Genomic DNA, 23,787 nt, shown 5'->3' with positions numbered 1-23,787 from the left:
CGGGTCAGCGCTCGGCGGTCATGCGCTGGGTGCCGATCACGGAGAGCAGTCGCAGCGCCTCCTCCGAGGGCGAGCCGGGCGTGGCGGTGTAGATGACCACCTGCTGGTCGCGGTCGGTGATGTCGAGGACATCGCAGTTCACAGTCACCGGCCCGACCAGCGGGTGCCGGAACGTCTTGCACAGCGTCCGCGCGCCGCCGACGTCGTGGGAGGCCCACAGGCGGGCGAACTCCGCGCTGCCGGCGAGCAGGTCCGCTATCAGCGCGGCCATCTCCGGGTCGTCCGGATAGCGGGCCGCGGCGGCGCGCAGCCGCCCGACCGAGTGGCGGGCGAACTCGCTCGCGTCCGACACGCCGTACATCAGGTGCGGGCCGAGGAACGCCCGACGGACCAGGTTGCGATCCCGCCGGGACACCGCGGAGAAGTCCTCCATGAGCGCCGCCGCGAGGTCGTTCCAGGCGATCACCTCGAACGTCGCCGAGGTCACGAACGCCGCCGCCTGCGGCAGCCGGTGCAGCAGGTCCAGCACGCTCTGCCGTACCTCCCGGGGTGGCCCGGGCGGCGGCGCGGGCGGCTCCCCGGCCAGGTGGTGGAGGTGGTCGCGTTCGGCGTCGGACAGCCGCAGCGCGCGGGCCAGCCCGGCCAGCACCTCCCGCGACGGACGCGGAGCCCGGCCCTGCTCCAGCCGGGTGTAGTACTCGGTCGAGATGAACGCCAGCCGCGCCGCCTCCTCGCGGCGCAGCCCCGGGGTGCGGCGACGCCGCCCGGCGGGCAGGCCCACGTCGGCCGGGGCGATCCGCTCCCGCCTGCTGCGCAGGAACACTGCCAGCTCACGTCGGTCCACGACCCCAGTGTGCCCGTGCACGGCGGCTGGTAGCCAGGTACCGCCGGTGCCTGGATGGGCTCCGCGCCCGGCCGCAGGCTTGCCGCATGGACACCACACGAACCACTGAGGGCCTGCTCGCAGACAAGGTCGCGTTCATCACCGGCGCCGGGCGGGGCATCGGCGCCGCGGCGGCCCGGCTGTTCGCCGCCGAGGGCGCCCGGGTGCTGCTCGCCGCCCGGACCGAGGAACAGTTGAAGGCGGTCACCGAACAGGTCCGGGCCGCCGGCGGCACCGCCGAGTACGTCGTCTGCGACCTGGCCGACGCGGCGAGCGTGCGCGCCGCCGTGGACCGCGTCGTCGAGGTGTACGGCCGCCTCGACGTCGCCTTCAACAACGGCGCGACGATCGTGCCGCCCGGACCGATGGACCGGGTGCGCGAAGAGGACTTCGACCACCTCTACACCGTCAACCTCAAGGGACCGTGGCTCGCCATGGTCGCCGAGGTCGCCGCGATCCGGGCCACCGCCGGCACCGGCGCGATCGTGAACAACTCCAGCGTCGGCAGCCTGATGGGCAACCCCGCGCTGCCCGCGTACGGCGCGATGAAGCGCGCGGTGAACAGCCTCACCGAATCCGCGGCGATCACCTACGGCCCGGAGGGCATCCGGGTCAACGCGATCGCCCCGGGCAGCACGCTCACCGAGATGATGCGCGCCTGGGACGCGGAGTCACCCGGGATCATCGAGCGGCTCGCCGCCGCCAGCCCGTTGCGCCGGGCCGCCGAACCCGACGAGATCGCCCAGGCCGCCGCGTGGCTGCTCAGCGACCGCGCCTCCTTCGTCACCGGTACGGTGCTGCGGGTCGACGGCGGCGCGCGGGCCTGACCGGCTCAGACGGTGGCGTCCTGGACCGGCCGGGGCGCGACCGTGCCGTCCGTGACCGGCTTGAAGCCCTTGACGACCAGGTAGACGCCGAGCGAGAACTCCCACACCGCGATGGGCAGCGCGGCGACCGCCGCCACCGGGGACAGCCGGTCCCAGGCGCCGAACAGCGTGCCCAGATCGGAGGCGACGAGCAGCGGCGCCCCGGCGAGCCCGAGCACCGGCAGGATGCGCGGCACCAGGCGGGACTGGTAGAGCAGGGAGCCCAGCAGCAGGGCGTTCACGGCCGGGAGGAGCGCCTGGCTGAGCAGGAACACCGAGTCGTAGAAGGCGACGAGTGTCCGGCCGGTGACCAGCGCGTCCGGTTCGGCGCCGGCCCGCCGCAGGGCGACCAGGGTCAGGATGCTCGCGACGCCGATGAAGATGCCGGCGGCCTCCAGCACGCGGGCGGCGACGAAGCCCAGCGCACGCGCCTCACCCTGCCGCTTGAGCACCGGGTGCAGCGCGATCGCGGTGCCGATGCAGGCGAGGGCGACGATCACCTCCAGGACGCCGCCGACGACGACCGGGGTGTCCGGCGTGCCGCCGAGGATGTAGTCCGCCTCGCGTATCGGGGCGTACAGCGTGAGGGTCGGGATCGAGACGAAGGTGAGCAGGTAGAACCCGCCCGCGACCAGCGACGTCTTGCGCAGTGAGTCCATCGGGGCTGCCCTCCGCCGCTCGGCCGGTGGTCGTTCCCTCACTCTGCGGCGGATCGGCGCGGCGGCGAATCGGCCGCTCGGTCAGACTCCTCGCGCGATGCGCACGGGCCACCGGTAACGGATACCGGTGGCCCGTGGGCGTACGACAGCGCGGCGACGCTAACGGTTCATCATGAGCGCCACCACTACGGCGACGAGCACCAGCGCGGCGAACACCGCCGCCGCGATCTTCGCGGCGCTGTACGGCCGCTCACCGATCACCTCGCCGGTGCGCGCGTTCACCAGCACCTGGTACGAGCGGCCGGCGTGCAGGTACGCGGCGATCCACACCGGCAGCAGGATCAGCTTGTACGACACGTCGGAGTACGTGGTGTCCACTGCGGACACCCGTTGCTCGTCACCGCCGATGTCCGACCGGCAGTCCCCCTCGATGACCGGCGCCATCCGCGCCTTCGCCTCGGTCAGGCCCGCCTCGGGCTCGGTGTCGTACCGCAGCGCCTGGTATCCGGCCAGGTAGTCGCCGTGGTACGCGGCCGCCTCGGTCAGCGGCCACGGCGCCAGCTTGTCCAGCTGCTCGGTGGGCAGGTGGGTGGTGGCGGGCACCAGCACGTCGTCGAAGTCCCGGCTGACGGTGCCGGCGGCCGGATGCCACCGGGTGTGCCGCACCTGCCGGGTCCGCGTCTCCTGCTTGCCGTCGACGGTCACCGTGTACGTCTCGGTGACGTAGTAGTACTCGCCCCGCTGACCCCGGTAGTCCGACACGGTCCGCGCATCGAACGTCCAGTGCGGCAGGTACGTGCCCTTCAGCGTCTCCGCCTCGCTGACCTTCTTCAGGCTCCCCGGCGCGAACCAGCGGCTGCGGCACCACTGGCCCAGCGCCGTCCGTACGCCGTTGCGGTCCACCGCGAACGGCAGCACCGCCTCCGGCGCGATCAGCTCGCCCGCCGCGGCGTCGGCCACCAGTGGCGTGGCGCAGAACTGGCAGCGCTGCGCCAGCACGTCGCTCTCCGTCCGGGCCCCGCAGCCCGGGCAGACGAACGTGTGCGCCCCGACGCTCGCCACCGGCTTGCGGGGCAACGACGCGAGATCCGCGTACGCGTGCTCGCGCACCTCGCGGCCCGCACCGGCGATCTCCTGCCGGTGCCCGCAGTACGGGCAACTGAGCGTCGTCGTGCCCGGCGCGAACTCCACCCGGGCCCCGCAACCCCCGCACCGGTACGAGGGCGGGGAGACAGTCGTGTCGCTCATGCCGGCACCTGCCCGGTGCGGGGACGGCTCACCCGCTGACGTGCGTTCATTGCGGCGGCAGCGGCGGCGGGACGCTGGCCAGCACCGACGCCAGCTCCGGCACCTGTCCGGCGGGCTGCCACTGCGCCATCCCGGCACGCCAGACCAGCGTGTCCGGGCCGAGCGCGCCGGCGCCCGCCTGCTCGGCCAGCCCGCCGAGGTCGTACGGGCCCTGCCGCTGGCCACCGACGCCGACGTACCACTGGGCCTGGCCCGGCAGCGGCGGCGGCTCGGCGGCGCCCGGCTGCGCGGCCGACGGCTGCGCCGGCTGCGTGGCCCCGCCGCCGCCCATCGTCCGGGCCATCTGCTGGCCCATCGCCATGCCCAGGCCCAGGCCGATGCCCGCGCCCGCCTCGCCGCCCGGGTTGTTCGCCGCGGCCTCCATCGCGTTCGCGGCCTGGAAGCGGGTGTAGCGGTCCAGGTCGCCGACCGCGCCCATGCTGGTCCGCTTGTCCAGCGCCTGCTCGACCTCCGGCGGCACCGACACGTTCTCGATGACGAACTTGGGGATCGCGATACCGACCTCGGCCAGTTCCTCGGTCAGCACGGCGGCCAGCCGCCGGCCGATCGCGTCCTGGTGCGCGGCGAGGTCCAGCAGCGGCACGCCGGCCGTGGCGAGCGCGCCGCCGAGCCGGCCCACGATCAGCTGCCGCAGGTACTCCTGCACCTCCTCGGTGCGGAACTGCGGGTCGGTGCCGACCAGCTCACGCAGCAGCTGCGCCGGGTCGACCACCCGCGCCGCGAAGGCGCCGAACGCCCGCACCCGGACCACGCCGAACTCGGCGTCGCGCAGGATCACCGGGTTCTGGGTGCCCCACTTCATGTCCGTGAACTGCCGGGTGTTGACGAAGTACACCTCGGCCTTGAACGGCGAGTTGAAGCCGTACTTCCAGCCCTTCAGGGTGGACAGGATCGGCAGGTTGCGGGTCTCCAGCGTGTACGTTCCCGGCGGGAAGACGTCGGCGATCTTCCCCTCGTTGACGAACACCGCCGTCTGGGACTCCCGGACGACCAGCTTGGCGCCCATCTTGATCTCGTTCTGATACCGGGGGAACCGCCAGACGATCGTGTCCCGGCTGTCGTCCAGCCACTCGACGATGTCGATGAGCTCGCCCCGGAGCTTGTCCATCAGCCCCATCGCAACCCTTTCCTCGGCGCCGTTCTCCGGCGTCGCGGGCGACGATAGCAACCCCCCGCCACCTGCGAAAAGAGAACAATGGTGCGCTGATCGGCGCTCACCGATCGCCGTCGTTCAGCCGGTGTCGCCGCTCATCGATTCCCCGCCCCCGTGACGCCGGGAGGCATCTCGGGACGGATCCTCCCAAGCCGGCGCCGCACGTGGACCCCGGTCGGTGGACCACGCGGCGCGCTGGTTCGGCAGCCGGGGCGGGCCGCCGGTCTCCGGGACCGGACGTTCGGTCTCCTGCACCAGATAGTGCGGCCGGCGTTTGGTCTCGTAGTAGATCCGGCCGATGTACTCGCCGATCACGCCCAGGATCATCATCTGAATCCCGCCGAGGCCGATCACGCTGACGATGATGGTGGTGTAACCGGGCACGTCGATGCCCTTCTCCACGGCGTCGGCGACCACCCACGCCATGTAGCCCACCGCGATGAGCGTGAGGAAGAGCCCGCCGTAGATCGCCAGGCGCAGCGGCCGGTTGTTGAACGACAGCAGACCGTCGAACGCGTAGTTGAACAGCTTGCCGAACGTCCACCGGCTCCGCCCCGCCTGCCTGCTCTCGTTGCGGTGCGCCACCACCACGGTGCGGAAGCCGATCCACGAGAACAGGCCCTTGGAGAAGCGGTTGTACTCGGGCATCGCCAGGATCGCGTTCACCGCGAGCCGGGACAGCAGGCGGAAGTCACCCGCGCCGTCCAGCAGGCGGACGTCTATCCACCAGTTGACCAGGCGGTAGAACGAGCGTGAGGCGACCATCCGGATGAACCGGTCGCCGCGCCGGTCGCGGCGGGCGATCACCTGGTCGAAGCCCTGGCGGTAGAGCGCGACCATCTCGGGCAGCAGGCGCGGCGGATGCTGCAGGTCGGCGTCCATGATGACGACCGCGTCGCCGGTGGCCCGGTGCAGCCCGGCGAGCATGGCCGCCTCCTTGCCGAAGTTGCGGCTCAGCGACGTGTAGCAGACCGTCGGGTCGGCGGCGGCGAGCCGGCGCAGCGCCGCGAGCGTGCCGTCCTCGCTGCCGTCGTCGACGTACACCACCTCGACGTCCACGTCGGGCAGCTCGGCGAGCGCGGTGCTGAGCATCTCGTGCAGCCGCTCCACCGACTCTTCCTCGTTGAAGCAGGGCACCACCACCGACAGCCGCATCGGCGTCGTCCCGCCCGGCCCGGCGCCCGGGCGCGGGCCTCCGGCGCCGGCGGCGTCAGAGCCGGTAGACGAGCGTGCCATCGAGGTCCTCCCGGGTGATGCCCAATCCGTCAACGGGCCGGTTCTCGATGCCCTCCCACGGCGTGCCCGCCGCGCGGCTCGGCACCGCGACGACCGACCGGACGCCGATGCCGCGCAGGTACGCCACGCTGCCCGCGTCGGGGAACGTCGCCACGGCGACCCGGGTCTGCGCCTGGGTGACCGGCTCGAAACCGCCGAGCCCGTTGGTGATCCGGGGGAACCCGTCGGTGGACCAGAGCATGTAGTTCAGGTCGCCGATCCCGCCGGCGGGCAGCACCAGCATCGGCTCCGGCGCGGTACGCATCGCGGCCGGCGGCGTCGGCACGACCGGGTGCGGCGTGCGGTTGACGCCCTCCAGCGTCACCAGCGCGAGCGGCACCAGCAGGACCAGCGGCGCCACGGCCCGGGACCAGCGGTGGGCCGAGGGCCGGTGCCAGGACTCGGCGAGCGCGGTGACCAGCCCGGCGGCCAGCACCGCCAGCAGCAGGCTGGTCCAGTGCATCATCCGGCCCGGCGTGCGCAGCGCGTCCCAGCCGGGCAGGAGCGTGGACAGCGTCAGATAGCCGGGGTCGCCGTCCCCGCCGAGGGTGGCGCCCAGGCCGAGCAGCGCGGTGCCGAGCACGCCGAGCCCCAGCGCGACCCGGTGCCGCACCGGGAACGACGAGACGAACAGCCCCGCCGCGGCCAGCCCGATCAGCGTCATCCCGGGCAGCAGCGCCATCTCCGGCGGCCAGGTCAGCTGCTCCCGGGCGGCGGCGTGCCGTTCCCCCCACAGCCACGAGTCGCCGGGCGCGGTGATGAACCCGATCAGCGGAGGGGAGAACATCTTGGTCCAGTCCAGCGAGCGGACGGCCTGCGGGTTGAGGTCGACGACGCGCAGGTAGACCAGGCCGAGCAGCAGCGTCACGGCGCCGAACACGGCGCCGCCGGCCAGGTCCGCGATCAGCAGCCGGCGGCCGAACGGCGGACGCTCCCGCTTGCGCCACCAGGACCAGCCGTAGCAGCCGGCCGCCACCAGCACGGCGGCCAGCAGGAAGTAGACGAGCGGCAGCCCGATGCCGAAGCCGAGCGTGACCTGCCAGGCGGCGACGAGCCACCCGGCCACCGCCCAGCCGGGACGGCGGCGCTCCGGCCGGTAGCCGTGGCGCAGCGACCAGCCGTGACCCCGGGCCAGCATCGCCAGGGCCAGCGCGATCCCGCCGCTGGACAGGATGTTCAGGTGGCCGGAGTGCGCCAGCCGCCAGGGCGCGTACGCCCACGCGATCCCGGCGACCGCGCCGCCCCAGCGGTTCGCGCCGAGCTGCCGGGCCAGCGCGTACGCCCCGAGGAACGCCAGCGCGTGCAGCAGCACGTAGAGCACGTTGTAGCGGATCACGGCGGCCTCGAAGCCGGAGCCGACCATCCCGAACGGCGCGTAGCCGAGCAGCGTGTCGCTGTAGGCGTAGGTGTAGCGCTCCGGGAAGAACGTGTTCGAGTGCCAGAGGTTGGCCGGGTCGTTGAGCAGGGCGTGCCCCGACCAGGCGACCTGCCACGCCTGCAACGTGGGGTCGCCCAGGTCGCCGGGGATGGTGGTCGCCGGGTGCCGCATCGTCGGCCAGGTCAGCACCACCGCCAGCAGCAGGCTGCCCAGGATCGCCAGCGTCCACTCCGGGTTCGGCCGCCATCGGCGTCTGCCGTCCACAGGCCGTTCGTCGGAGGGGCGGTCGTCCGAGGGCCGGTCGGCGGGAGGCTGCTCGGGACCGGTGTCCTCAGCGGTCGGCGGGGCGACGGCGGGCCGGATCTTCATGGGATAGATGCTTCACGATGCTGCTGGTCCTGTCGATCCACTGTCCGAAATGTGGTTGAAACTTCCGGCCGCATTACCGGAAAACCGCCTACGCGAACCGGTCGGCGAGCGCCGACAGCCGGTCGACGTACGCCGGCCAGTCGTAGCCCTCGGGGACGTTCCGGTTCTCCTGCCCCAGCCCGATCGCGGCGTCGTGCTGCTCGCGCAGGATGTCGGCGTGCCCCGCGTGCCGGGCCAGGTCGACGCAGACGTGCACGAGGACCTGGTGCAGCGTCACGTCCTGCCGGCCGGGCAGCCACCACGGCACCCGCCCCGGCGCGTCCAGCGGCAGCGTGTCGATCGTCTCGTCCGCGAACGCCGCGACGCGGCGGTACAGGTCGATCAGCCCGTCCTTGGTCTCGTCCTCGCGGGCGTACCAGTCGGCCTGCGGGTCGGCGTCGAACGTCTCGGTGGCGACCAGCTCCGCCGGTGTGGGGAACTCGCGGCCGAACGTCGGCCCGAAGTAGCCGGCCTCGACGTTCAGGCAGTGCTTGAGCACCCCCAGCAGGTTGTTGCCGGTCGCGGTGCGGGGAAGCCGGGCCTCGCGTTCGCTCAGCCCGTCGAGCTTCCAGATCAGATTCTCCCGGATCGCGCGCAGGTAGTGGTGCAGCGCTGCCTTCGGGTCGTACGGCTCACTCATGCCCGACACTCTTCCGCATGGGTCGGACATCGTGGGGGCGCCGTCAGCCGGTCTGGCTGTTGTCCTTGTGCGCGCCCCACCCGTGCCAGCGCTCGATCTCGATCCACGCGCTGACCCGCTTGCGGTCCCGCCGGGGGTACGGCCGCCCGGTGTAGTGCTGCGAGATCCGGTCGATGTCCGCCAGGCCCTCGTCGTCGCGCAGCTCGACCACCCGCCCGATCAGGCTGACGTGGGTGTACCAGTTCCCCTCGTCCAGCACGGTCAGGGAGACCCGGGGATCGCTGCGCAGGTGTGCCAGCCGGCGGCGGCCCTCGTCCATGTTCACCAGGACGCGGCCGTCCTCCCAGAGGTACCAGGTGGCCGCGGACACCGGCTGGCCGTCGCGAAGCGTGGCGATGACGGCGGGATTCGGCTTGCCCAGCATGGCGACGGCGGGCTCGGGCAGCGGCGGCTTCGACATGGCTCTCACTCTACGTACCCGCCGGGCCCGCCGCTGGTCATGCGGCGGGCGCCGCCCGGACGGGCTCCCCGGCGGCGTCCGCCGGGGAGCCCGTCGCACGCCGGTCAGGCGCGCGCGCTCCACTGCTGGTTGGTGCCGCCGTGGCAGTCCCAGAGGTTGATCCTCGTCCCGTTGGCGGTGCCGTAGCCCGCCGCGTCCAGGCAGCGCCCGGACTGGACGCCGCTGATCGTGCCGTTGGCGTTGAGGTTCCACTGCTGGTTGGGCTGGCCGTTGCAGTCCCAGATGATCACGCTGGTGCCGTTCGCGGTGCCCCGTCCGCTGGCGTCGAGGCACTTGTTGCCGAGCACCTGCAACTGCTTGTCCGAGGTGTAGGTCCAGCGCTGCATGGTGCCGCCCCAGCAGTCGTACAGCTGCACCGCGGTGCCGTTCGTGGTGCTGCCGTTCGGCACGTCCAGGCACCGGCCGGAGCCGGCGCCGACGAGCTGCACGTTCTGGTACGTGCCGCCGCCGCTGCCCGGGGTGCCGATGCTGCCGGACACCGACTGCAACGCCCGGTACCAGACCGCCGCCATCTTGTCGTAGCCGGTGGCGGTCGGGTGGATGCCGTCGATCAGGTCGGCGGTGGTCAGCGCCGAGTACTGGTCGACCAGGTGGACGCGCTTGCCGGCGTTCACCTTCGACTGCACGATGCCGGGCAGCGCGGCGTTGAACGTGCGTACCGCCGCCGCCTGGCCGGAGTTGGCGAGCGGGATGATCTGCGCGACGAACACGTCCGCGTTCGGCGCGGTGTTGGTGATGCGGTCGATGAGCGAGGAGAGCCGGTTCGGCGCGGTGGAGACGTTGTAGTTCTGCAGGATGTCGTTGGTGCCGATGTGCAGCAGCACGGTGCGCGGCTGGTAGGCGTTCAGCCAGCCGGTGATGTTGGCGTCGATCTGGTCGATGCGCCAGCCGGGGTGGCCCTCGTGGTCGTGGTCGCCGAGGTTGCCCGGCCCGTTGAACTGGGAGCCGACCAGGTCGACCCGGTAGCCGCCGCCGGCCAGCCGCTGCCACAGGCCGATCCGGTAGCCGCCCGGCACCTGGGTGCCCTCGGTGATGGAGTCACCGAGCGGCATCACGCGGGTGCCGCCGTTGGACTCGGCGGCCGCCGGTCCGGTCGCCGTCAGCACACCGGCGGCCAGCACGGCGAGCGCGGCGCCCGCGGTGAGCCATCTCCGCACAGTGGTACGCATGTGTGCTCCTTTCACGGGGTGGTGCAGGTCAGGGACGGGGTGGTCGGCGAGCCGTTGGCGATGAAGCCGAACGTGGTGGAGCCGGACGCGGGCACGGAGCCGTTGTACGCGGCGTTGCTGACTGTCGCGGTGGAGCCGCTGGTGCTCAGCGTGCCGCTCCAGACCTGGCTGATGCTCTGGCCACCGGCCAGGTTCCACCGCACCGACCACCCGTTGAGCGCCGCGGCGTCGGCCGTGACTGTCACCTCGGCCTGGAAGCCGCCCGACCAGGAGTTCGTGGTGCGGTAGGTGGCGGTGCAGGCGCCACCGCCCGGCGGCGGCGTGGTGGGCGGCGCAGTGGTCGGCGGGGGATCGATCGGCGGCGGCGTGGTGGTCGGCGGGTCGGTGGGCGGCGGCGTGCTCCCGGCGGGGGTGAACCGCCAGTGGTCGATGTTGAACAGCGAGCCGCTGCCGCCGGTGAACCGCAGGTAGAGGTCGTGGGTGCCGGTGGCGCCGCTGACCGCGCAGGTCGTGTCGGCCCAGGTCTGCCAGCCGCCGGTGCCGGACACCCGGCAGGTGCCCACCACCGGGCCGCTGGTGCCGTCCAGCCGCAGCTCGATGGTGCCGCCGCTGCCCGCGGAGGCCACCCGGGCGGTGTACGAGGTCGCGCCGGACCCGAAGGCGACGCCCTTGATCTTGAGGTAGTCGCCGTTGTCGATGAAGCCGACGTTCATCCCGCCGCCGCTGGCCGGCTCGGTCTCCACGCCGGACGCCCAGGCGCTCGTCTCGGCCTCCTGCCGGATGTACGGGTTGAGCGTGCCGATCTGCGGCGCGCCGGTGGTGGTCATGTTGATCGTCGGGATCGAGCCGTCAGCGCCGTAGGAGAACTTCTCCACCGCCACCGACCTGGTGAAACCGCCGCCGCCGGGCAGCGCGCCGTTGTGGTAGAAGAAGTACGAGCCGCCCTTGTAGTCGGTGATGCCGGGGTGGTTGGTGAAGCTGCTGCCCTGGGTGGGCATGACGGTGCCGCGGTACGTCCACGGCCCCAGCGGCCCGGGCGCGGTGGAGTAGGCGATGAACTCCGAGCAGCACTTGGCCGCGAAGACCATGTAGTAGAGGCCGTTGCGCTTGTACACCCACGGACCCTCCTCGTAGAGGGTCGGCCGGTTCGCGTCACCGGTCCGTGCGCCGAAACCCGCCGCGGTCAGCGGGATCTGGGTCGGGCTGCCCGAGTACGAGATCATGTCCGCGTTCAGCTTGACGTACCACAGGCGGGGGTTGCCCCAGTACAGGTACGCCTGGCCGTCGTCGTCGATGAACACGGTCGGGTCGATCTCACCGTTGCTCACCAGCGGGCGCCCGATGGCGTCCCGGAACGGCCCGGTGGGGCTGTCCGCCACCGCCACCCCGATGCCCATCTGGCCGGTGGCCCGCACGACCATCGGCACGTACCAGTAGAACTTGCCGTTGCGGTGGACCGCCTGGCCGGCCCACGCGTCCTGCTTGGCCCAGCTGAACGTGGCGAGGCTGAGCGGCGATCCGTGGTCGGTCCAGTTCACCATGTCGTCGGACGAGTAGACCCGCCACTCCTTCATGGTGAACCAGGTCGAGTTGTCCTCGTCGTGGCCGGTGTACAGGTAGACCCGGTTGTTGTACACGAGCGGGGCCGGGTCGGCCGTGTAGATGGTCTGCACGATCGGGTTGTCCGCCCGGGCGGCGGTCGGGCTCAGCCCGCCGGCGATGGCCGGGGCCAGCCCGAGCAGGGCGAGCATGGTCACCGCCAGAGCGAGCCATCGTCTGGTCCGGCGGTCGGTTCTCCATAGCGTTGACGTCACAGGTCATCTCCCGGGGTAGGCCGCGCCGCGGCGGATGGTGTGGTCGGCGAGGGTCGGGCCGTCACGCCCGGCTCCACTTCTGGCTGTTCGCGCCGGTGCAGGCGGACAGGATGATCGAGGTGCCGTTGCCGGTCCCGCCGCCGTTCGGGCTCAGGCACAGTCCGGACTGGACGCCGGTGATCGTGCCGTCGGTGTTGACGTTCCACTGCTGGTTGGCGCCGCCGTTGCAGTCCCAGATGATCACCCGGGTGCCGGACGAGGTGCCCTGCCCCTCGGCGTCCAGGCACTTGCTCCCGTACACCTGGAGTTGCCGGCTCGACGTCGCCGTCCACTGCTGGTTGGTCCCGCCGTTGCACTCCCACAACGTCACCTGGGTGCCGTTGGTCTGGGACTGGTTCGGCACGTCGAGGCAGCGGCTGGAGTTGGGGTTGAGCCACGCGCCGCTCGTACCGCCGGGGTTGCCGCCCGGGCCGGCGACCACCGACAGGTTGTCGAACTGCGCGGTCTCGCCCTGGCTGGTGCCGAAGCCGACCTGGCCGGAGCCGAAGGTGGAGTCGGTGGCCGTGCCGACCGTGGCGCCGTCGATGGTGGCGGTGATGGTGGTGCCGGCGAAGCCCAGCGCGAGGCTGTGCCAGCGGTTGGTGCCGAGCGCCGCCACGTTCCCGCTGCGCAGCGTGGTGAGCTGCCCGGCGGTGTTGTTGCGCAGGATGGACCACGCGCCGGCGTCGGTGACCCGCAGGAAGTAGGCGTTGTAGCGGCCGATCGGGTCCAGGTTGGTGCTGCCGACGCGGCCCTGGATCTGGGCGTAGCCGGACTGTTCGAGCAGGACGTCGGCGGAGACCGTGTAGTTGCCCCAGCTCAGGTTCCCGCCGTAGGTCGCCGGGTCGGCGAGGGTCTTCCAGGTGATGGGCGCCTGCGCGGACATCTGGCGCAGGCACATGCCGGACCGGCCGCCGCCGCAGCCGACGATCTCGAACGCGCCCTGCATGTCCTGGAGGTACTTCGGGAACCGCCCGCTGGCGTAGCTGTCGAAGTCGTCGCGGTACGGCAGGCCCAGCGAGCCCTGCGCCGGGCTGGTGGCGGTGCCCTTGCCCTGCCCGGTCGTGGTGGTGACGGTGTAGAGGTGGCCGGGCTGGGCGGTGAACGTGAACGACCCGCCCGACGGGGTGACGTCCGCGGTGCGGACGAAGAAGTCGTTCGGGTTTGTCGAGTTCAGGTTCGTGGCCCAGATGTGCGCCTGGCCGGTGGACAGCCCGCCGGTGACGGTCATGGTGACCTGCTGGGCCGCGGTGGCGTCCATGGTCTCGATGACGGTGCTGTAGTCGCCGGTGGTGGGCGAGCGCAGCGACACGTAGCTGCCGTTGTTGCGGTTGCCGCCCAGGTAGCCCGAGGCCGAGTCCAGGTAGCGCCAGCCGGGTGCGGTGAACTGGGTGGTGTGGGCCAGCGCCCAGGTGTTCTTGCCGACCGAGTACCAGCCGGACCAGGGCTGGTTGGCCAGGATCAGCCCGACCGTGGACCAGGGCAGGTTCGGCGTGATGGCGGCGATCAGGTCCCAGTTGAGGTAGGCGACCATCCGGCCGTCGATGTAGCCGCGGTTGATGCCGCGGGCCAGCGGCTTGGCGCCGTCGTTGTAGTCCTGCGAGCCGCCCTCGCTGTTCCACAGCGTCTTGCCGGTGGAGGTGGCTGTCGAGGACACGGTGCAGGTGGTCTGCGCGCTGAGGTAGCCGCACGGGTAGTGGCCGCTGAGCACGTCGATGCTGTTGCGCAGCGTGGCGTTGCCGGCGACGGCGTTGGCCGGGCCCCAGCTACCGGGGTAGTCGTCCCCGTAGATGATCTTCACGCCGCTGTAGCCGTTGGCGTTCAGCGCCTGGCGCAGGCTGATGGTCCAGTTCGCGTCCGTCCGCTTCTCGTTCTGGGCGGCGGTGATGTAGTCCATGGTCAGGTTGTGCTGCCGCGCGCAGCCCAGCCAGTCCACGAAGTAGTTGATCATGTCCGGGGACATGAAGTTGCCGTTGCCGATCCACCCGGGAGCGCCCCACGGCAGGGCCGCCAGCTTGATGGCGGGGTTGCGGGCCTTGGCCTGCTCCATGATCCACCACTGGTAGCCGCGGTTGCAGTTGAGATCGCCCCGGACGTGCTCGTGACTCGGCTCGGACCCGCTGGTGGAGTTGGTGTCGCCGCCCATCTCGACCTTGAGGATCTGCAGCGCGGCGCCGTAACCGGGCTTGAACAGGTAGTCCAGGATCTGCCCGCGCTGCGGCTCCGGATAGTCGATCAGCAGCCGGCTGTTGCCGCCGCCGCCGCTGACCGCGCCGACCCCGTCGAACGTCTGGCCGCCGGAGGCGCCGTTGACGGTGATCGAGGTGGCGGCCTGTGCGGGGCCGGCGGTGAGGATCAGGCCGCCGGCGGCGGCCAGGACGGTGACGGCGAACGCCGCCAGCAGTCGGCGTATCCATCTCGGCTCGGACATGACGAGTCCTTTCGGGAGATGCGGAGTGTGGTCGCCGAGTGGCTCGCCGGTCAGCGGTAGCCGGCGGCGACGATGTCGGCCTGGACGGCGTTCTCGGTCGCGTCGGACGGATAGCCCGCGACCATGGCGCCCTCGTAGAAGGTGCCGGCGCTGAGGTTCGCGCCGCCGCCGGGCTTGCAGCAGTCGCCGCCGCTGCCCAGGATGATCGCGCCCTGCTTACGCATCGGGCTGTAACCGGCCGGCAACGACCCGTCGTAGAGCGTGTAGAGGCCGCCGGACTGGGCGTTGCTGCCCTTGATGGCGAACCGCGAGGTGCCGTTGTTCTTCAGGGTGGCGGTGACGAACCGGTTGGTGAACGCCCGCTGGTTCGGGTTCCAGGACTGGCTGCCGCCCGGGTAGAGACCCCACTCCAGGTCGGCCTGCACCCAGGGGCCGCTGCCGGAGCAGCCGCCGAACCAGCAACTGGTGCTGAAGTTGATCGCGTCCATCGCCCCCGCCGCGTCGGCGCTGCGGGTGGTCTCGCTGTTGCCGTAGTCGAAGCAGCAGCCGCTGTTGACGTGGGTTCCGCTGGTCACCATGTACATGCCCTCGGGGGCGGAGCCGGTGGGGACGCCGGTCAGGTGGCCGTCCCGCCAGTAGCTGTTCCCAGGGTTGATGTAGAGGGAATACGCCCGGGCGCCGCCGACCGTCAGCGACTCGCTCGTCGCGTTCGCGGGCCGGCTGGAGGTGGAGCCGGGGACCTGCGCGGAGCCCTGGTACCACAGGTCGTTACCGCGTCCCGACTGGTCGAACACGGCGGTGATCACGCAGCTCGTACCGGAGCAGAACGCGTCCTGCGCAGCGGCGTCGGCGTAGCCGCCCGCGCTCACCAGCCCGATGTTGCGGGTGGCGTTGTCCGAGGAGCGGCGGACCTGGTAGAGGTTGCCGCCGTACGCCGAGAACAGCGCCCGGGTGGTGCTGTGCGCCGCGACGCACGGGGTGCCGCCCGCGGCGTAGATGTCGCACGGCCGGCCGCCGGGCGGCGGCGTCGAGGTGGGCGGCGGTGACGACGGTGTGGTCGAGACGTTCCACCGCTGGTTTGCCTGTCCGTTGCAGGTCCACAGGATGATCCTGGTGCCGTTGGCGGTGCCCGCGTTCGTCGCGTCCAGGCACAGCCCGGACTGCTGACCGGTGACGGTGCCGGCCGAGGTGATGTTCCACTGCTGGTTGGCCTGGCCGTTGCAGTCCCAGATGATCACCGTCGTGCCCGGGCTGGTGCCCTGGCCGTTGGCGTCCAGGCATTTGTTGCCGTACACCGTGAGCTGCTTCGCCGACGTGTACGTCCAGCTCTGCGGCGTGCCGCCGGTGCAGTCGTACAGCTGGACCTGGGTGCCGTTCGTGGTGCTGCCGTTGGGGACGTCGACGCAGCGGCCGGACTGCACGCCCACGATGGAGCCGGGCCCGGGGGCGGCCACGGCGCTTCGGGTCTGCGCGGCCACGGCGGCGCCGGCGACGGCCAGGACGAGCACCAGGGCGGAGATGGTCATACGCGGTGGTCCGGATCGGACGGACCGGGGACGGGGGATCACCATGACGGCTCCTCGGATACGCGCGAGCACCCGACCGTCCGGCACGGTGCCTCGCGAGTTGTGGATGGCCGTCGGTGTAAGCGCTAACAGTGGTGTGGCGGCGGCCCCGACATGTCGGTGGTGGTGGCCTGTGGGGTCACAAATGTTAGCGCGAACATCGACCAGAGTTAATTAGAGCACATCCCGGCGTCCGGCGGGACCTCAGTTGTCCCGGCGGTGCCGGGCCGAGGGCGGCGGCGTGCCACCCACGGCCCGGCTCCCCGTGCGGGGGTTCGGCGGTACGGAGATCAGGGACTGGTGCAGCTGACTCCGCTGGGCGCGGTGGCCCCGTTTCCGGTGGCGGTGAACCCGAACGTGGTCGAGCCGTTCGCGCCGACCGTGCCGTTGTAGTCGGCGTTGCGGACCGACACCGAGCCGGTGGTGCCCGTGTTGACGCCGTTCCAGAGGCTGCTGATCGCCTGGCCGGAGGCCAGGGTCAGGCGTACGGTCCAGCCGTTGAGCGTGGTGGCGCCGTTGTTGGCCACGGTGACCTCGGCCTGGAAGCCGCCCGGCCAGGTGTTCACGGTCCGGTAGGTCGCGGTGCAGGCGCCCGGCTCACCCGGCGGCGGGGTCGTGACCGGCGGAGTCGTGGGCGGTGCGGTGGTGACCGGCGGCGTGGTCGGCGGCACGGAGGTCGGCGGCGCCGTGGTCGGCGGCGCCGTGGTCGGCGGCGTGGTGGACGCGAACTGGCTGAAGAACCGCCAGATCTCCCCCGAGGTCCAGGTCCGGGAGTCGTTCGGGCTGGACGACCCGTCGACCGGGCTGGGGGTGTGGTCGCCGTCGAACGCGGCCCACTGCACCGGGTAGCCCTCGCGGCAGCCGGAGTACGTGGTGGTGATGTGGGTGAGGCTGCCCCGGCTCGGCTCGCGCGGACTCTGCGCGGTGCAGCCGTTGTTCCGGACGAACGTGTCGCGCAGCGAGCGGCCCATGGAGATGTTCAGCACGCTGTCGTAGATGCCGTGGATGCCGAAGTAGGCGACCGGCTGGGTGCCGCCGTTGCAGCCGCTCAGGTTCGCGCCGGAGATGACGGTGACCGCGCGGACGACGTTGGGCCGGGCGCAGGCCACCGCGTAGCTCATCGCCCCGCCGTAGCTCCAGCCGAGCGCGAACCGCTGGGACGTGTCGACGCAGAGGTCGTTCTCGATCTGCCGGGAGATGTCGTCGAACAGCGTCAGGTCCCGGCCGTTGGTGTTGGCCCAGCCGTTGTCGATGCCCTGCGGCGCGACGAAGATCGTGCTGTTGTTCGACAGCGGCAGCAGGCCGTAGTAGCCGGCCGAGGCGACGTTGTTGGCCGAGCCGTTCAGCCAGTGGAACCCGAAGATCAGCCGGTACGGGTGGTTGCGGTCGTACCCGTCCGGGATGCGCAGGATGTAGCTGCGGTTCTGCCCGCCGCTGGAGATGGTGCGCGTGCCGCTGGACAGCGTCGGCGCCTTGCCGCAGCCGGCGGTCGCCGCGAGCGTGCCGTTTGTCGACGCCTGCGCCGTCTCGCCGAGGTCGGCGCTGAGCGCGCCGCCGGCCGCCGCCGCGAGGAGCACGGCCGCGGCGGCGACGGAGGTGAGAAGGGATGTTCGTTTCGCCATTGCTGGACTCCTTGCCCTGGGTGGTGGTGCAGGCCGGGCCGTCCGTCGATGCCGACGTCGCCTGCGAAGAGGGCGCGGAGCCGTGCGTGCGGCTGGGCCGAAGTCGTCCGGTGGCCGCCTGCGTCGGCGTGCATCGGCGGAGCGGCCCGGACTGGTCACCGATCGGCCGGACGGCGAGGGGACCCTCGTGCGCCGTGCCGATTGCGGGGGTGACGGGGAGCGTGCCCTTCGCTCCCGTGCCGGAACATAGCAGGTTATCGATAACATGTTCAACCGGTCGGTTCCGGAGAAGGAGCGGGCCGGCCGCCGGGTGAACGCTCACAGCAGCGCCCGGCGGGGACGCTGCCGCCTGCTCAGGCGTGGTCGGCCAGGGCCGGCAGGTCGCAGCCGGCGAGGGCGTCCGGCTGGGGAACGCGGGCGAGGTCCGCCTCGGCGAGCCCGAGCCGCCGGTACGCGGTGTGCAGCGCCGCGACCACGGCGCCCAGCGCGCCGGAGAGGTCACCGAGTTCCGCGCCGTGCACTGCCGCCTCGGCGGCCGGCACGATCTCGTGCAGCCGGCCGCGTAGCCGGACCAGGTCGGGTGTGAGCGCGTGGGAGACGCCGCCGCCGAGGACGATCACCTCCGGTTCGTAGGCGACCACCGCCGCGGTGAGGACCACCAGCAGCGCCTGCTCGACGTACTGCCTGACCGGCGCCAGTCGCGGGTCGGCCGAGCGGAACACGTCGGCCGCGTTGTCGAACGACAGGCCGAGTTCGCGGGCGCGGGCGAGGATGCCGGACCCGCTGATGATCCGTTCGAGCGGCGCGCCGAGCGGGCCGGCCGGCAGGTGGCCGAACTCGCCCACCAGGCCGCTGCGGCCCCGGAACAGCCGGCGGTCGATGGCGACGCCGGCGCCGAGTCCGGCCCCGATGGTGAGCATCACCGCTGTCTGCGCGTCCCGGGCGGCGCCGAAGCGCAGTTCCCCGAGCAGCGCGTAGTTGGAGTCGTTGTCGACCTCGACCGCGGCGCCCAGGTGCTTCTCCAGCAGCCGCAGGAACAGCGGGTCCTCCACCTGGGGCAGGTTCGGGGCGTTGGAGACGGCGCGGTCTCCCTGCCGGACGGCGCCGGGCAGGCCCACCGCTACGCAGTCGAGCCGCTCCCGGTCGGCGCCGACGGTCCGCATGATCAGGTCGGCCAGCCACTGGGCCAGCCGGGGCGCGTCGTAGTCGGCGGGTGTGGGCACGGTCCGGCCGGTCAGCGGCCGGGCGGCGAGATCGGCGACCACCAGCCGGACGTTGGAGCCGCCGACGTCGACGCCGCAGACCACGCCGCGTCCGGCGGCGATCGCGACCTGGGTCGCCCGGCGGCCCCGGTTGGTGGTGGGTGCGCCGTCGGTCTCGGTCAGCAGCCCCTCGTCGAGCAGCTGTTCCACGATCCGCGACACGGTGGCGGGGGAGAGGTCGGTCTCGTGGCCGATGGCCGTGCGGCTCACCGGGCCGTGGGTCAGCACGTGGGCCAGCACTGTGGACCGGTTCGCCGCCCGTGGTGCTCGAGATTCCACGCCCACCTCCGCCGATTTTCTTTCCGCCCGAATGTTAAAGCCGCGCCGCTGGATGAGCAACCATCCGGACCATGTCGTCTTCCGGCCCGCACCCGGGCGACGGATCCCACTGAATTCCGAGGTGAGGCCGGTGGTGACGGTTGAACCGAGTGGGTCGAATCTCTGACCAGCGCTCTTGACGGACTGTGATGACCGCGATAATACTTTCACCCTGAACGGAAATAGAGGTTGCCGGCCCCAGGGAGGCGGCGCGTGCCCCCGTACGCGCCGTGCCGGTCGCATCGGACCCCCGTGTCAGTCCGGAATCCCGGTTCCGGACCCCGTTGCTGTGAAGGGAAGAGCAATGATTCTCAGCCGTAGACGTGGCGCCGCCCTCGGCGCGCTCTGCGCCCTGGCGCTCATGGTCGGCGCCTGCTCGAACGAGACCTCCGGGAGCGGCGGCGCGTCGAGCGGCCCGCGTACCGAACCCAGCCTGTCGTTCGTCGGCCCCGGCGGCGAGACGCCGACCGCCGCCGACCAGCTCTCGCTGACCGACGAGGAGCGGCAGAAGGTCAAGGACGGCAACTACTCCGCCGCCTTCGTCTGGCACGAGGGCTCCGCGCTGACCAAGGCCGTCGAGTCCGGCGTTCGCAAGGAGTTCGACCAGCTCGGCATCAAGGTGCTCGCCAGCACCAGCGCCGAGTTCGACGCCGCCCGGCAGGCCAACAACGTGCAGACCGTGCTGGCGCTCAAGCCCGACCTGATCGTCACCATCGCCGTCGACCCGACCGCTGCGGCCGCCGCCTTCAAGCCCGCCGTGGACGCCGGCGTCAAGCTCGTCGTGATGACCACCCCGCCGAAGGACTACAAGTCCGGGCAGCAGATCGTCGGCATCGTCACCGCCGACCTGACCGCGTTCGGCAAGGCCAACGCGGAGATGCTCGGCAAGGCGCTCGGCGGCAAGGGCAAGGTCGGCTACGTCTACCACGACGCCGACTTCTGGTTCACCAACCAGCGGGACAAGGCGTTCAAGGACTGGCTGGGCTACCTCTACCCGGACATCGAGATCGTCGAGGAGGCCGGGTTCTCCGACCCGGCGCGCACCGAGGACATCGCCACCGCGATGCTGACCCGCCACGCCGACCTCAAGGGCGTCTACGTCGCCTGGGCCACCGCCGCCGAGGGCGTGCTCGCCGCGACCCGGCAGCAGGGCCGCACCGACGTCAAGATCGTCACGAACGACCTGGAGGCGAACCTCGCCGCCGACATGGTCAAGGGCGGCAACGTCGCCGGCATCGTCGCCAACGGCTCGACCCGGCTCGGCCAGAACCTGGGCGTCGTCGCCGCGTACGGCCTGCTCGGCAAGAAGGCCCCGGAGCTGGTCGTCGGATTGCCGATGGCCGCGACCAAGGACAACATCGCCGACGCCTGGCGCGACGACTACGGCCAGGAGCCCCCGGCCGAGGTGCTCGGCAACTGACGCCGGGCGGCGAGGTCCGGGGCCCGGCCGAACGGGCCCCGGACCTCGCCGGGCGCGGTCCGGCCCACCGCCGGGTCCGCGAGCACCGCGAGACGAGAGGAAGAAGCACATGGGGTACGTCCAGACAGTCCTCGGACCGGTGCCTCCCGAGTCGCTCGGCCGGGTGCTGAGTCACGAGCACCTCGGCGCGCTGGTGCCCGGGCCGTGGCTGTCCGGCGGCGTCGCCGACGACCGCGCGGACCTCGCCGCCGGGGCGGTACGCGACCTGCCCGAGCTGGGCTTCGGCACGATCGTGGACCTGTCCCCGTACGAGGTGGTCGGTCACGACGTGACGCTGCTGCGCGAGGTGGCACTGCGTACCGGCCTGCACGTGGTCGCCGGATCGGCGATCTACCTGGAGCCGTACTCGCCCGGCTGGGCGCTGCGCGCGAGCGTCGACGAGATGCGGGAACGCTTCGTCGCCGACGCCACCGTCGGTGTCGGGGACACCGGGATCAAGGTCGGCATCTTCGGCGAGCAGGCCACCGGGCTGAACGAGATCACCGCGCACGAGGAGAAGTGCCTGCGTGCCGCCGCCCGCGCCGCCGTCGCCACCGGCCTGGCGCTGAACACGCACACCACGCACGGCACCATGGCGCTGGAGCAGGTCGAGATCCTGCGCGAGGAGAAGATGGACCCCTCCCGCGTCGTCATCGGCCACCTGGACATCAACCCCGACCCGGACTACCTGCGGGCGGTGCTGGCCACCGGCGTCAACATCGCCTTCGACACGCTCGGCAAGCAGTTCTGGGACTTCGTGCTCGCCCCGCTGCCGGAGAACCCGCCGGAGGGCGAGTTCGGCAAGCGGGCGTACCACCGGCCCGACCGCGCCCGGCTCGACATGCTCGCCGGTCTGGTCCGCGACGGTTACGCCGACCGGATCCTGCTCTCGATGGACCTGACCGGCGCGGAGGCGTACCTGAACCCGCGTACGCACGGCCGGCTCGGCTACTCCTACCTCGGCCGGGAGATCGTGCCGGGTCTCACCCGCCTCGGTGTGCCGCCGGAGGCGATCGACCAGATGCTGGCGGCCAACCCGGCCCGACTCCTGACGGTCGGCTGATGGCCGCGCATCCGCGTCCGTCCGGCTACGTCGCCGGCGTCGACCTCGGCGGCACCAAGCTGCGGGCCGCGCTGGCCGACCTCGACGGTCTCGTCGTGAGCGAGCAGGTGCAGCCGACCGACCCCCGGGGCGGCACGGCGGTGGCCGCGCAGATCGACACGCTGCTGCGCCAACTGGCCGCCCGGGCCGGCGTCGACTGGTCCGACGTGCGGGCCAGCGCGATCGGCCTGCCCGGCGTGCCCGACCCGGCGACCGGCGCGATCGAGCTGTCGCCGAACGTCTCCGACCTCGAGGCGCTCGACGTGCGGGCCGAGCTGACCCGCCGCCTGGGGCACCCGGTCGTGCTGGACAACGACGTCAACATGGCCGCCGCCGGGGAGCGGTGGCTGGGCAGCGGGCGTACCCACCGGCACTTCGTGTTCGTGGCGGTCGGCACCGGAGTCGGCATGGGCATCGTGCTGAACGGTGAGCTGGTCCGGGGCGCGCGCGGCGCGGCGGGGGAGATCTCCTACCTGCCGCTGGGCACCGACCCGTTCGACCCGGGCAACCAGGTGAAGGGCGCGCTGGAGGAGGCCGTCGCCGGCGCCGCCCTCGCCGCCCGGTACCGGGCGGTGTCCGGCGAGCAGGCGAGCGTGCCCGACGTCTTCGACCGGGCCGTCGCCGGCGATCCGGTCGCGCTGGCGGCCATCGACGAGGAGGCCCGGCTGATCGCCCTGGCGGTCGTCGCGGTCACCGCCGTCCTGGACCCGGAGGCGGTGATCCTGGGCGGCGGCATCGGCTCCCGGACCGAGCTCGTCGAGCCGGTCCGGCGCTGGGTCGCCGCGCTGAGCACGGGCGTTCCGTTGATCAAGACCAGCCTGCTCGGCGACCGGGCCGGCCTGCTCGGCGCCGTCGCGGTCGCCCGCCGGGAGGCCGGCGTCCACGACGGCACGACCACCTCTTTCCAGACAGCGGAGGGACGATAGATGACCCACACCGATGCGGCGGTGAAGACCAGCGCCGCCCCGGCCTGGCGCCGGATCAACTGGCGCGACTACGTGGTCTACATCGGCTTCGCGGTCGTGTTCCTGTTCTTCGCCGTCACCCAGGGCAGCAACGGCTTCCTGACCACGAGCAACCTCACAAACATCGTCATCCAGACCGCGCCCATCACGATCATGGCGGTCGGGCTGGTCTTCGTGCTGGCCGCCGGCGAGATCGACCTGTCGATCGGCTCGGTCGTCGCGCTCTCCGCGCTGGTCGGCGCGGTGACGCTGCGGGAGACCGACAGCATGCTGCTCGGGGTGGCCGCCGGTCTCGCCGCCGGCGCGGCGGTCGGCCTGGTGAACGGCGTCTTCGTCACCCTGGTCCGGCTGCCCTCCTTCCTGGTCACGCTCGCCACCATGGGCGCGGTGGCGGGCCTGGCCCGCGAGGTCACCGGCCTGCAGTCGGTGCCGGTCAGCAACGACGCGTTCCTGTCCTTCTTCGGCCAGGGCGAGATCCTCGGCATCCCCGGGCTGGTGCTCTGGTCGGTGGCGGCGGCGGTGGTCGGGTACCTGGTGCTGCGCCAGACCCGGTACGGCGCGCACACGCTCGCCATCGGCGACAACGTGGCAGCGGCCCGGGTCAGCGGCATCAAGGTGATCCGCGTCAAGATCATGGTGCTGATGGGCAGCGCGATGTGCGCCGCCCTGGCCGGCCTGCTGTACGCCGGACGCCTCCAGGGCGCCCGGTACACCCTCGGCGAGGCCGACCTGATGTCCGTGATCGCCGCCGTGATCGTGGGCGGCACCAGCCTCTTCGGCGGCAAGGGCTCGATCGTCGGCGCGGTGCTGGGCAGCCTGCTGATGGGCATGCTCAACAACGGCCTGATCCTGGCCGGCCTGTCCGTGTCCCAGCAGATGATGGCGCGCGGCGCGATCATCCTGGTGGCCGTCTCCCTCTCGCTGCGCGAGCGGCGAAGCTGACCCGGAAGG

The 23,787-nt window shown here is 72.0% G+C and carries 19 protein-coding genes; 5 read left to right on the top strand and 14 right to left on the bottom strand.

The features are described 5' to 3' along the window. Window positions 1-4 precede the first annotated feature (4 nt). Window positions 5-844, bottom strand: coding sequence for a helix-turn-helix transcriptional regulator (locus DQE82_RS18225; protein ID WP_064447392.1), 840 nt, complete (start codon window positions 842-844; stop codon window positions 5-7). Window positions 845-930: 86 nt separating this feature from the next. Between DQE82_RS18225 and DQE82_RS18220 the strand changes: the two genes are divergently transcribed. Continuing rightward, complete coding sequence (locus tag DQE82_RS18220; RefSeq protein ID WP_104115323.1) at window positions 931-1,710, top strand: SDR family NAD(P)-dependent oxidoreductase; 780 nt, start codon at window positions 931-933, stop codon at window positions 1,708-1,710. 5 nt (window positions 1,711-1,715) lie between these two features. Here DQE82_RS18220 and DQE82_RS18215 read toward each other — a convergent pair whose 3' ends face one another. The 13 genes from DQE82_RS18215 to DQE82_RS18155 all read right to left on the bottom strand — a co-directional run bounded on the left by DQE82_RS18215 (window position 1,716) and on the right by DQE82_RS18155 (window position 19,271). Beyond that, on the bottom strand, window positions 1,716-2,408 hold the full coding sequence (locus tag DQE82_RS18215; RefSeq protein WP_069090016.1) for a DUF4386 domain-containing protein: 693 nt from the start codon (window positions 2,406-2,408) through the stop codon (window positions 1,716-1,718). Between the two features lie 159 nt (window positions 2,409-2,567). Further along, entirely contained in the window at window positions 2,568-3,656 is a 1,089-nt protein-coding gene (locus DQE82_RS18210) for a hypothetical protein (RefSeq protein ID WP_043325226.1), read from the bottom strand. 46 nt (window positions 3,657-3,702) lie between these two features. Continuing rightward, a complete protein-coding gene (locus DQE82_RS18205) occupies window positions 3,703-4,833 on the bottom strand; it encodes an SPFH domain-containing protein (protein WP_064447394.1) in 1,131 nt (376 codons plus the stop codon). A 114-nt stretch (window positions 4,834-4,947) separates the two neighbouring features. Beyond that, window positions 4,948-6,024: a glycosyltransferase family 2 protein gene (locus DQE82_RS18200; protein WP_223201151.1), complete on the bottom strand. Its 1,077-nt coding sequence runs from the start codon at window positions 6,022-6,024 to the stop codon at window positions 4,948-4,950. Window positions 6,025-6,079: 55 nt separating this feature from the next. Continuing rightward, window positions 6,080-7,891, bottom strand: a complete 1,812-nt coding sequence (locus DQE82_RS18195) for a hypothetical protein (protein WP_113973289.1) — start codon at window positions 7,889-7,891, stop codon at window positions 6,080-6,082. An 88-nt stretch (window positions 7,892-7,979) separates the two neighbouring features. Then, the gene (locus tag DQE82_RS18190) at window positions 7,980-8,570 is read right to left on the bottom strand and encodes a DinB family protein (protein ID WP_113973288.1); all 591 of its coding nucleotides are present in this window, start codon (window positions 8,568-8,570) and stop codon (window positions 7,980-7,982) included. Window positions 8,571-8,613: 43 nt separating this feature from the next. Further along, a complete protein-coding gene (locus DQE82_RS18185; protein ID WP_030499597.1) occupies window positions 8,614-9,030 on the bottom strand; it encodes a PPOX class F420-dependent oxidoreductase in 417 nt (138 codons plus the stop codon). A 104-nt stretch (window positions 9,031-9,134) separates the two neighbouring features. Beyond that, window positions 9,135-10,259 (bottom strand): ricin-type beta-trefoil lectin domain protein, encoded by a 1,125-nt coding sequence (locus tag DQE82_RS18180; protein ID WP_043325219.1) that lies wholly within the window; start codon window positions 10,257-10,259, stop codon window positions 9,135-9,137. A gap of 11 nt (window positions 10,260-10,270) precedes the next feature. Next, window positions 10,271-12,010: a family 43 glycosylhydrolase gene (locus DQE82_RS18175; RefSeq protein WP_113973425.1), complete on the bottom strand. Its 1,740-nt coding sequence runs from the start codon at window positions 12,008-12,010 to the stop codon at window positions 10,271-10,273. Window positions 12,011-12,134: 124 nt separating this feature from the next. Continuing rightward, window positions 12,135-14,543: a ricin-type beta-trefoil lectin domain protein gene (locus DQE82_RS18170; protein ID WP_113973287.1), complete on the bottom strand. Its 2,409-nt coding sequence runs from the start codon at window positions 14,541-14,543 to the stop codon at window positions 12,135-12,137. A 50-nt stretch (window positions 14,544-14,593) separates the two neighbouring features. Continuing rightward, complete coding sequence (locus DQE82_RS18165; protein WP_043325214.1) at window positions 14,594-16,069, bottom strand: arabinofuranosidase catalytic domain-containing protein; 1,476 nt, start codon at window positions 16,067-16,069, stop codon at window positions 14,594-14,596. A gap of 329 nt (window positions 16,070-16,398) precedes the next feature. Next, complete coding sequence (locus DQE82_RS18160; RefSeq protein ID WP_113973286.1) at window positions 16,399-17,730, bottom strand: cellulose binding domain-containing protein; 1,332 nt, start codon at window positions 17,728-17,730, stop codon at window positions 16,399-16,401. Window positions 17,731-18,083: 353 nt separating this feature from the next. Next, window positions 18,084-19,271: an ROK family transcriptional regulator gene (locus tag DQE82_RS18155; RefSeq protein ID WP_064447530.1), complete on the bottom strand. Its 1,188-nt coding sequence runs from the start codon at window positions 19,269-19,271 to the stop codon at window positions 18,084-18,086. A gap of 343 nt (window positions 19,272-19,614) precedes the next feature. On the opposite strand from DQE82_RS18155, the gene DQE82_RS18150 reads away from it, so the two are divergent. The 4 genes from DQE82_RS18150 (at window position 19,615) to DQE82_RS18135 (ending at window position 23,778) form a co-directional block, all read left to right on the top strand. Continuing rightward, a complete protein-coding gene (locus tag DQE82_RS18150) occupies window positions 19,615-20,730 on the top strand; it encodes a substrate-binding domain-containing protein (RefSeq protein WP_113973285.1) in 1,116 nt (371 codons plus the stop codon). A gap of 109 nt (window positions 20,731-20,839) precedes the next feature. Then, entirely contained in the window at window positions 20,840-21,832 is a 993-nt protein-coding gene (locus tag DQE82_RS18145; protein ID WP_043325210.1) for a phosphotriesterase, read from the top strand. Next, window positions 21,832-22,797 (top strand): ROK family protein, encoded by a 966-nt coding sequence (locus tag DQE82_RS18140; protein WP_113973284.1) that lies wholly within the window; start codon window positions 21,832-21,834, stop codon window positions 22,795-22,797. The genes DQE82_RS18145 and DQE82_RS18140 overlap by 1 nt, the downstream gene beginning before the upstream one ends. After that, window positions 22,798-23,778, top strand: coding sequence for an ABC transporter permease (locus DQE82_RS18135; protein ID WP_030499606.1), 981 nt, complete (start codon window positions 22,798-22,800; stop codon window positions 23,776-23,778). The last annotated feature ends 9 nt before the right edge of the window (window positions 23,779-23,787 follow it).

Source organism: Micromonospora sp. LHW51205, assembly GCF_003315815.1.
Taxonomy (GTDB): Bacteria; Actinomycetota; Actinomycetes; order Mycobacteriales; family Micromonosporaceae; genus Micromonospora; species Micromonospora chalcea.
Note: the sequence above shows the minus strand (reverse complement) of the source record. Positions and strands in the feature narration are given on the sequence as shown.

Bases quoted from the DNA above. Each gene is read 5' to 3' on its own strand.
- DQE82_RS18160 (WP_113973286.1), bottom strand. From the start codon at position 17,730: ATGGCGAAACGAACATCCCTTCTCACCTCCGTCGCCGCCGCGGCCGTG.
- DQE82_RS18140 (WP_113973284.1), top strand. From the start codon at position 21,832: ATGGCCGCGCATCCGCGTCCGTCCGGCTACGTCGCCGGCGTCGACCTC.
- DQE82_RS18150 (WP_113973285.1), top strand. From the start codon at position 19,615: ATGATTCTCAGCCGTAGACGTGGCGCCGCCCTCGGCGCGCTCTGCGCC.
- DQE82_RS18165 (WP_043325214.1), bottom strand. From the start codon at position 16,069: ATGACCATCTCCGCCCTGGTGCTCGTCCTGGCCGTCGCCGGCGCCGCC.
- DQE82_RS18135 (WP_030499606.1), top strand. From the start codon at position 22,798: ATGACCCACACCGATGCGGCGGTGAAGACCAGCGCCGCCCCGGCCTGG.
- DQE82_RS18210 (WP_043325226.1), bottom strand. From the start codon at position 3,656: ATGAGCGACACGACTGTCTCCCCGCCCTCGTACCGGTGCGGGGGTTGC.
- DQE82_RS18200 (WP_223201151.1), bottom strand. From the start codon at position 6,024: ATGCGGCTGTCGGTGGTGGTGCCCTGCTTCAACGAGGAAGAGTCGGTG.
- DQE82_RS18145 (WP_043325210.1), top strand. From the start codon at position 20,840: ATGGGGTACGTCCAGACAGTCCTCGGACCGGTGCCTCCCGAGTCGCTC.
- DQE82_RS18220 (WP_104115323.1), top strand. From the start codon at position 931: ATGGACACCACACGAACCACTGAGGGCCTGCTCGCAGACAAGGTCGCG.
- DQE82_RS18170 (WP_113973287.1), bottom strand. From the start codon at position 14,543: ATGTCCGAGCCGAGATGGATACGCCGACTGCTGGCGGCGTTCGCCGTC.
- DQE82_RS18215 (WP_069090016.1), bottom strand. From the start codon at position 2,408: ATGGACTCACTGCGCAAGACGTCGCTGGTCGCGGGCGGGTTCTACCTG.
- DQE82_RS18180 (WP_043325219.1), bottom strand. From the start codon at position 10,259: ATGCGTACCACTGTGCGGAGATGGCTCACCGCGGGCGCCGCGCTCGCC.
- DQE82_RS18205 (WP_064447394.1), bottom strand. From the start codon at position 4,833: ATGGGGCTGATGGACAAGCTCCGGGGCGAGCTCATCGACATCGTCGAG.
- DQE82_RS18190 (WP_113973288.1), bottom strand. From the start codon at position 8,570: ATGAGTGAGCCGTACGACCCGAAGGCAGCGCTGCACCACTACCTGCGC.
- DQE82_RS18195 (WP_113973289.1), bottom strand. From the start codon at position 7,891: ATGAAGATCCGGCCCGCCGTCGCCCCGCCGACCGCTGAGGACACCGGT.
- DQE82_RS18175 (WP_113973425.1), bottom strand. From the start codon at position 12,010: ATGCTCGCCCTGCTCGGGCTGGCCCCGGCCATCGCCGGCGGGCTGAGC.
- DQE82_RS18185 (WP_030499597.1), bottom strand. From the start codon at position 9,030: ATGTCGAAGCCGCCGCTGCCCGAGCCCGCCGTCGCCATGCTGGGCAAG.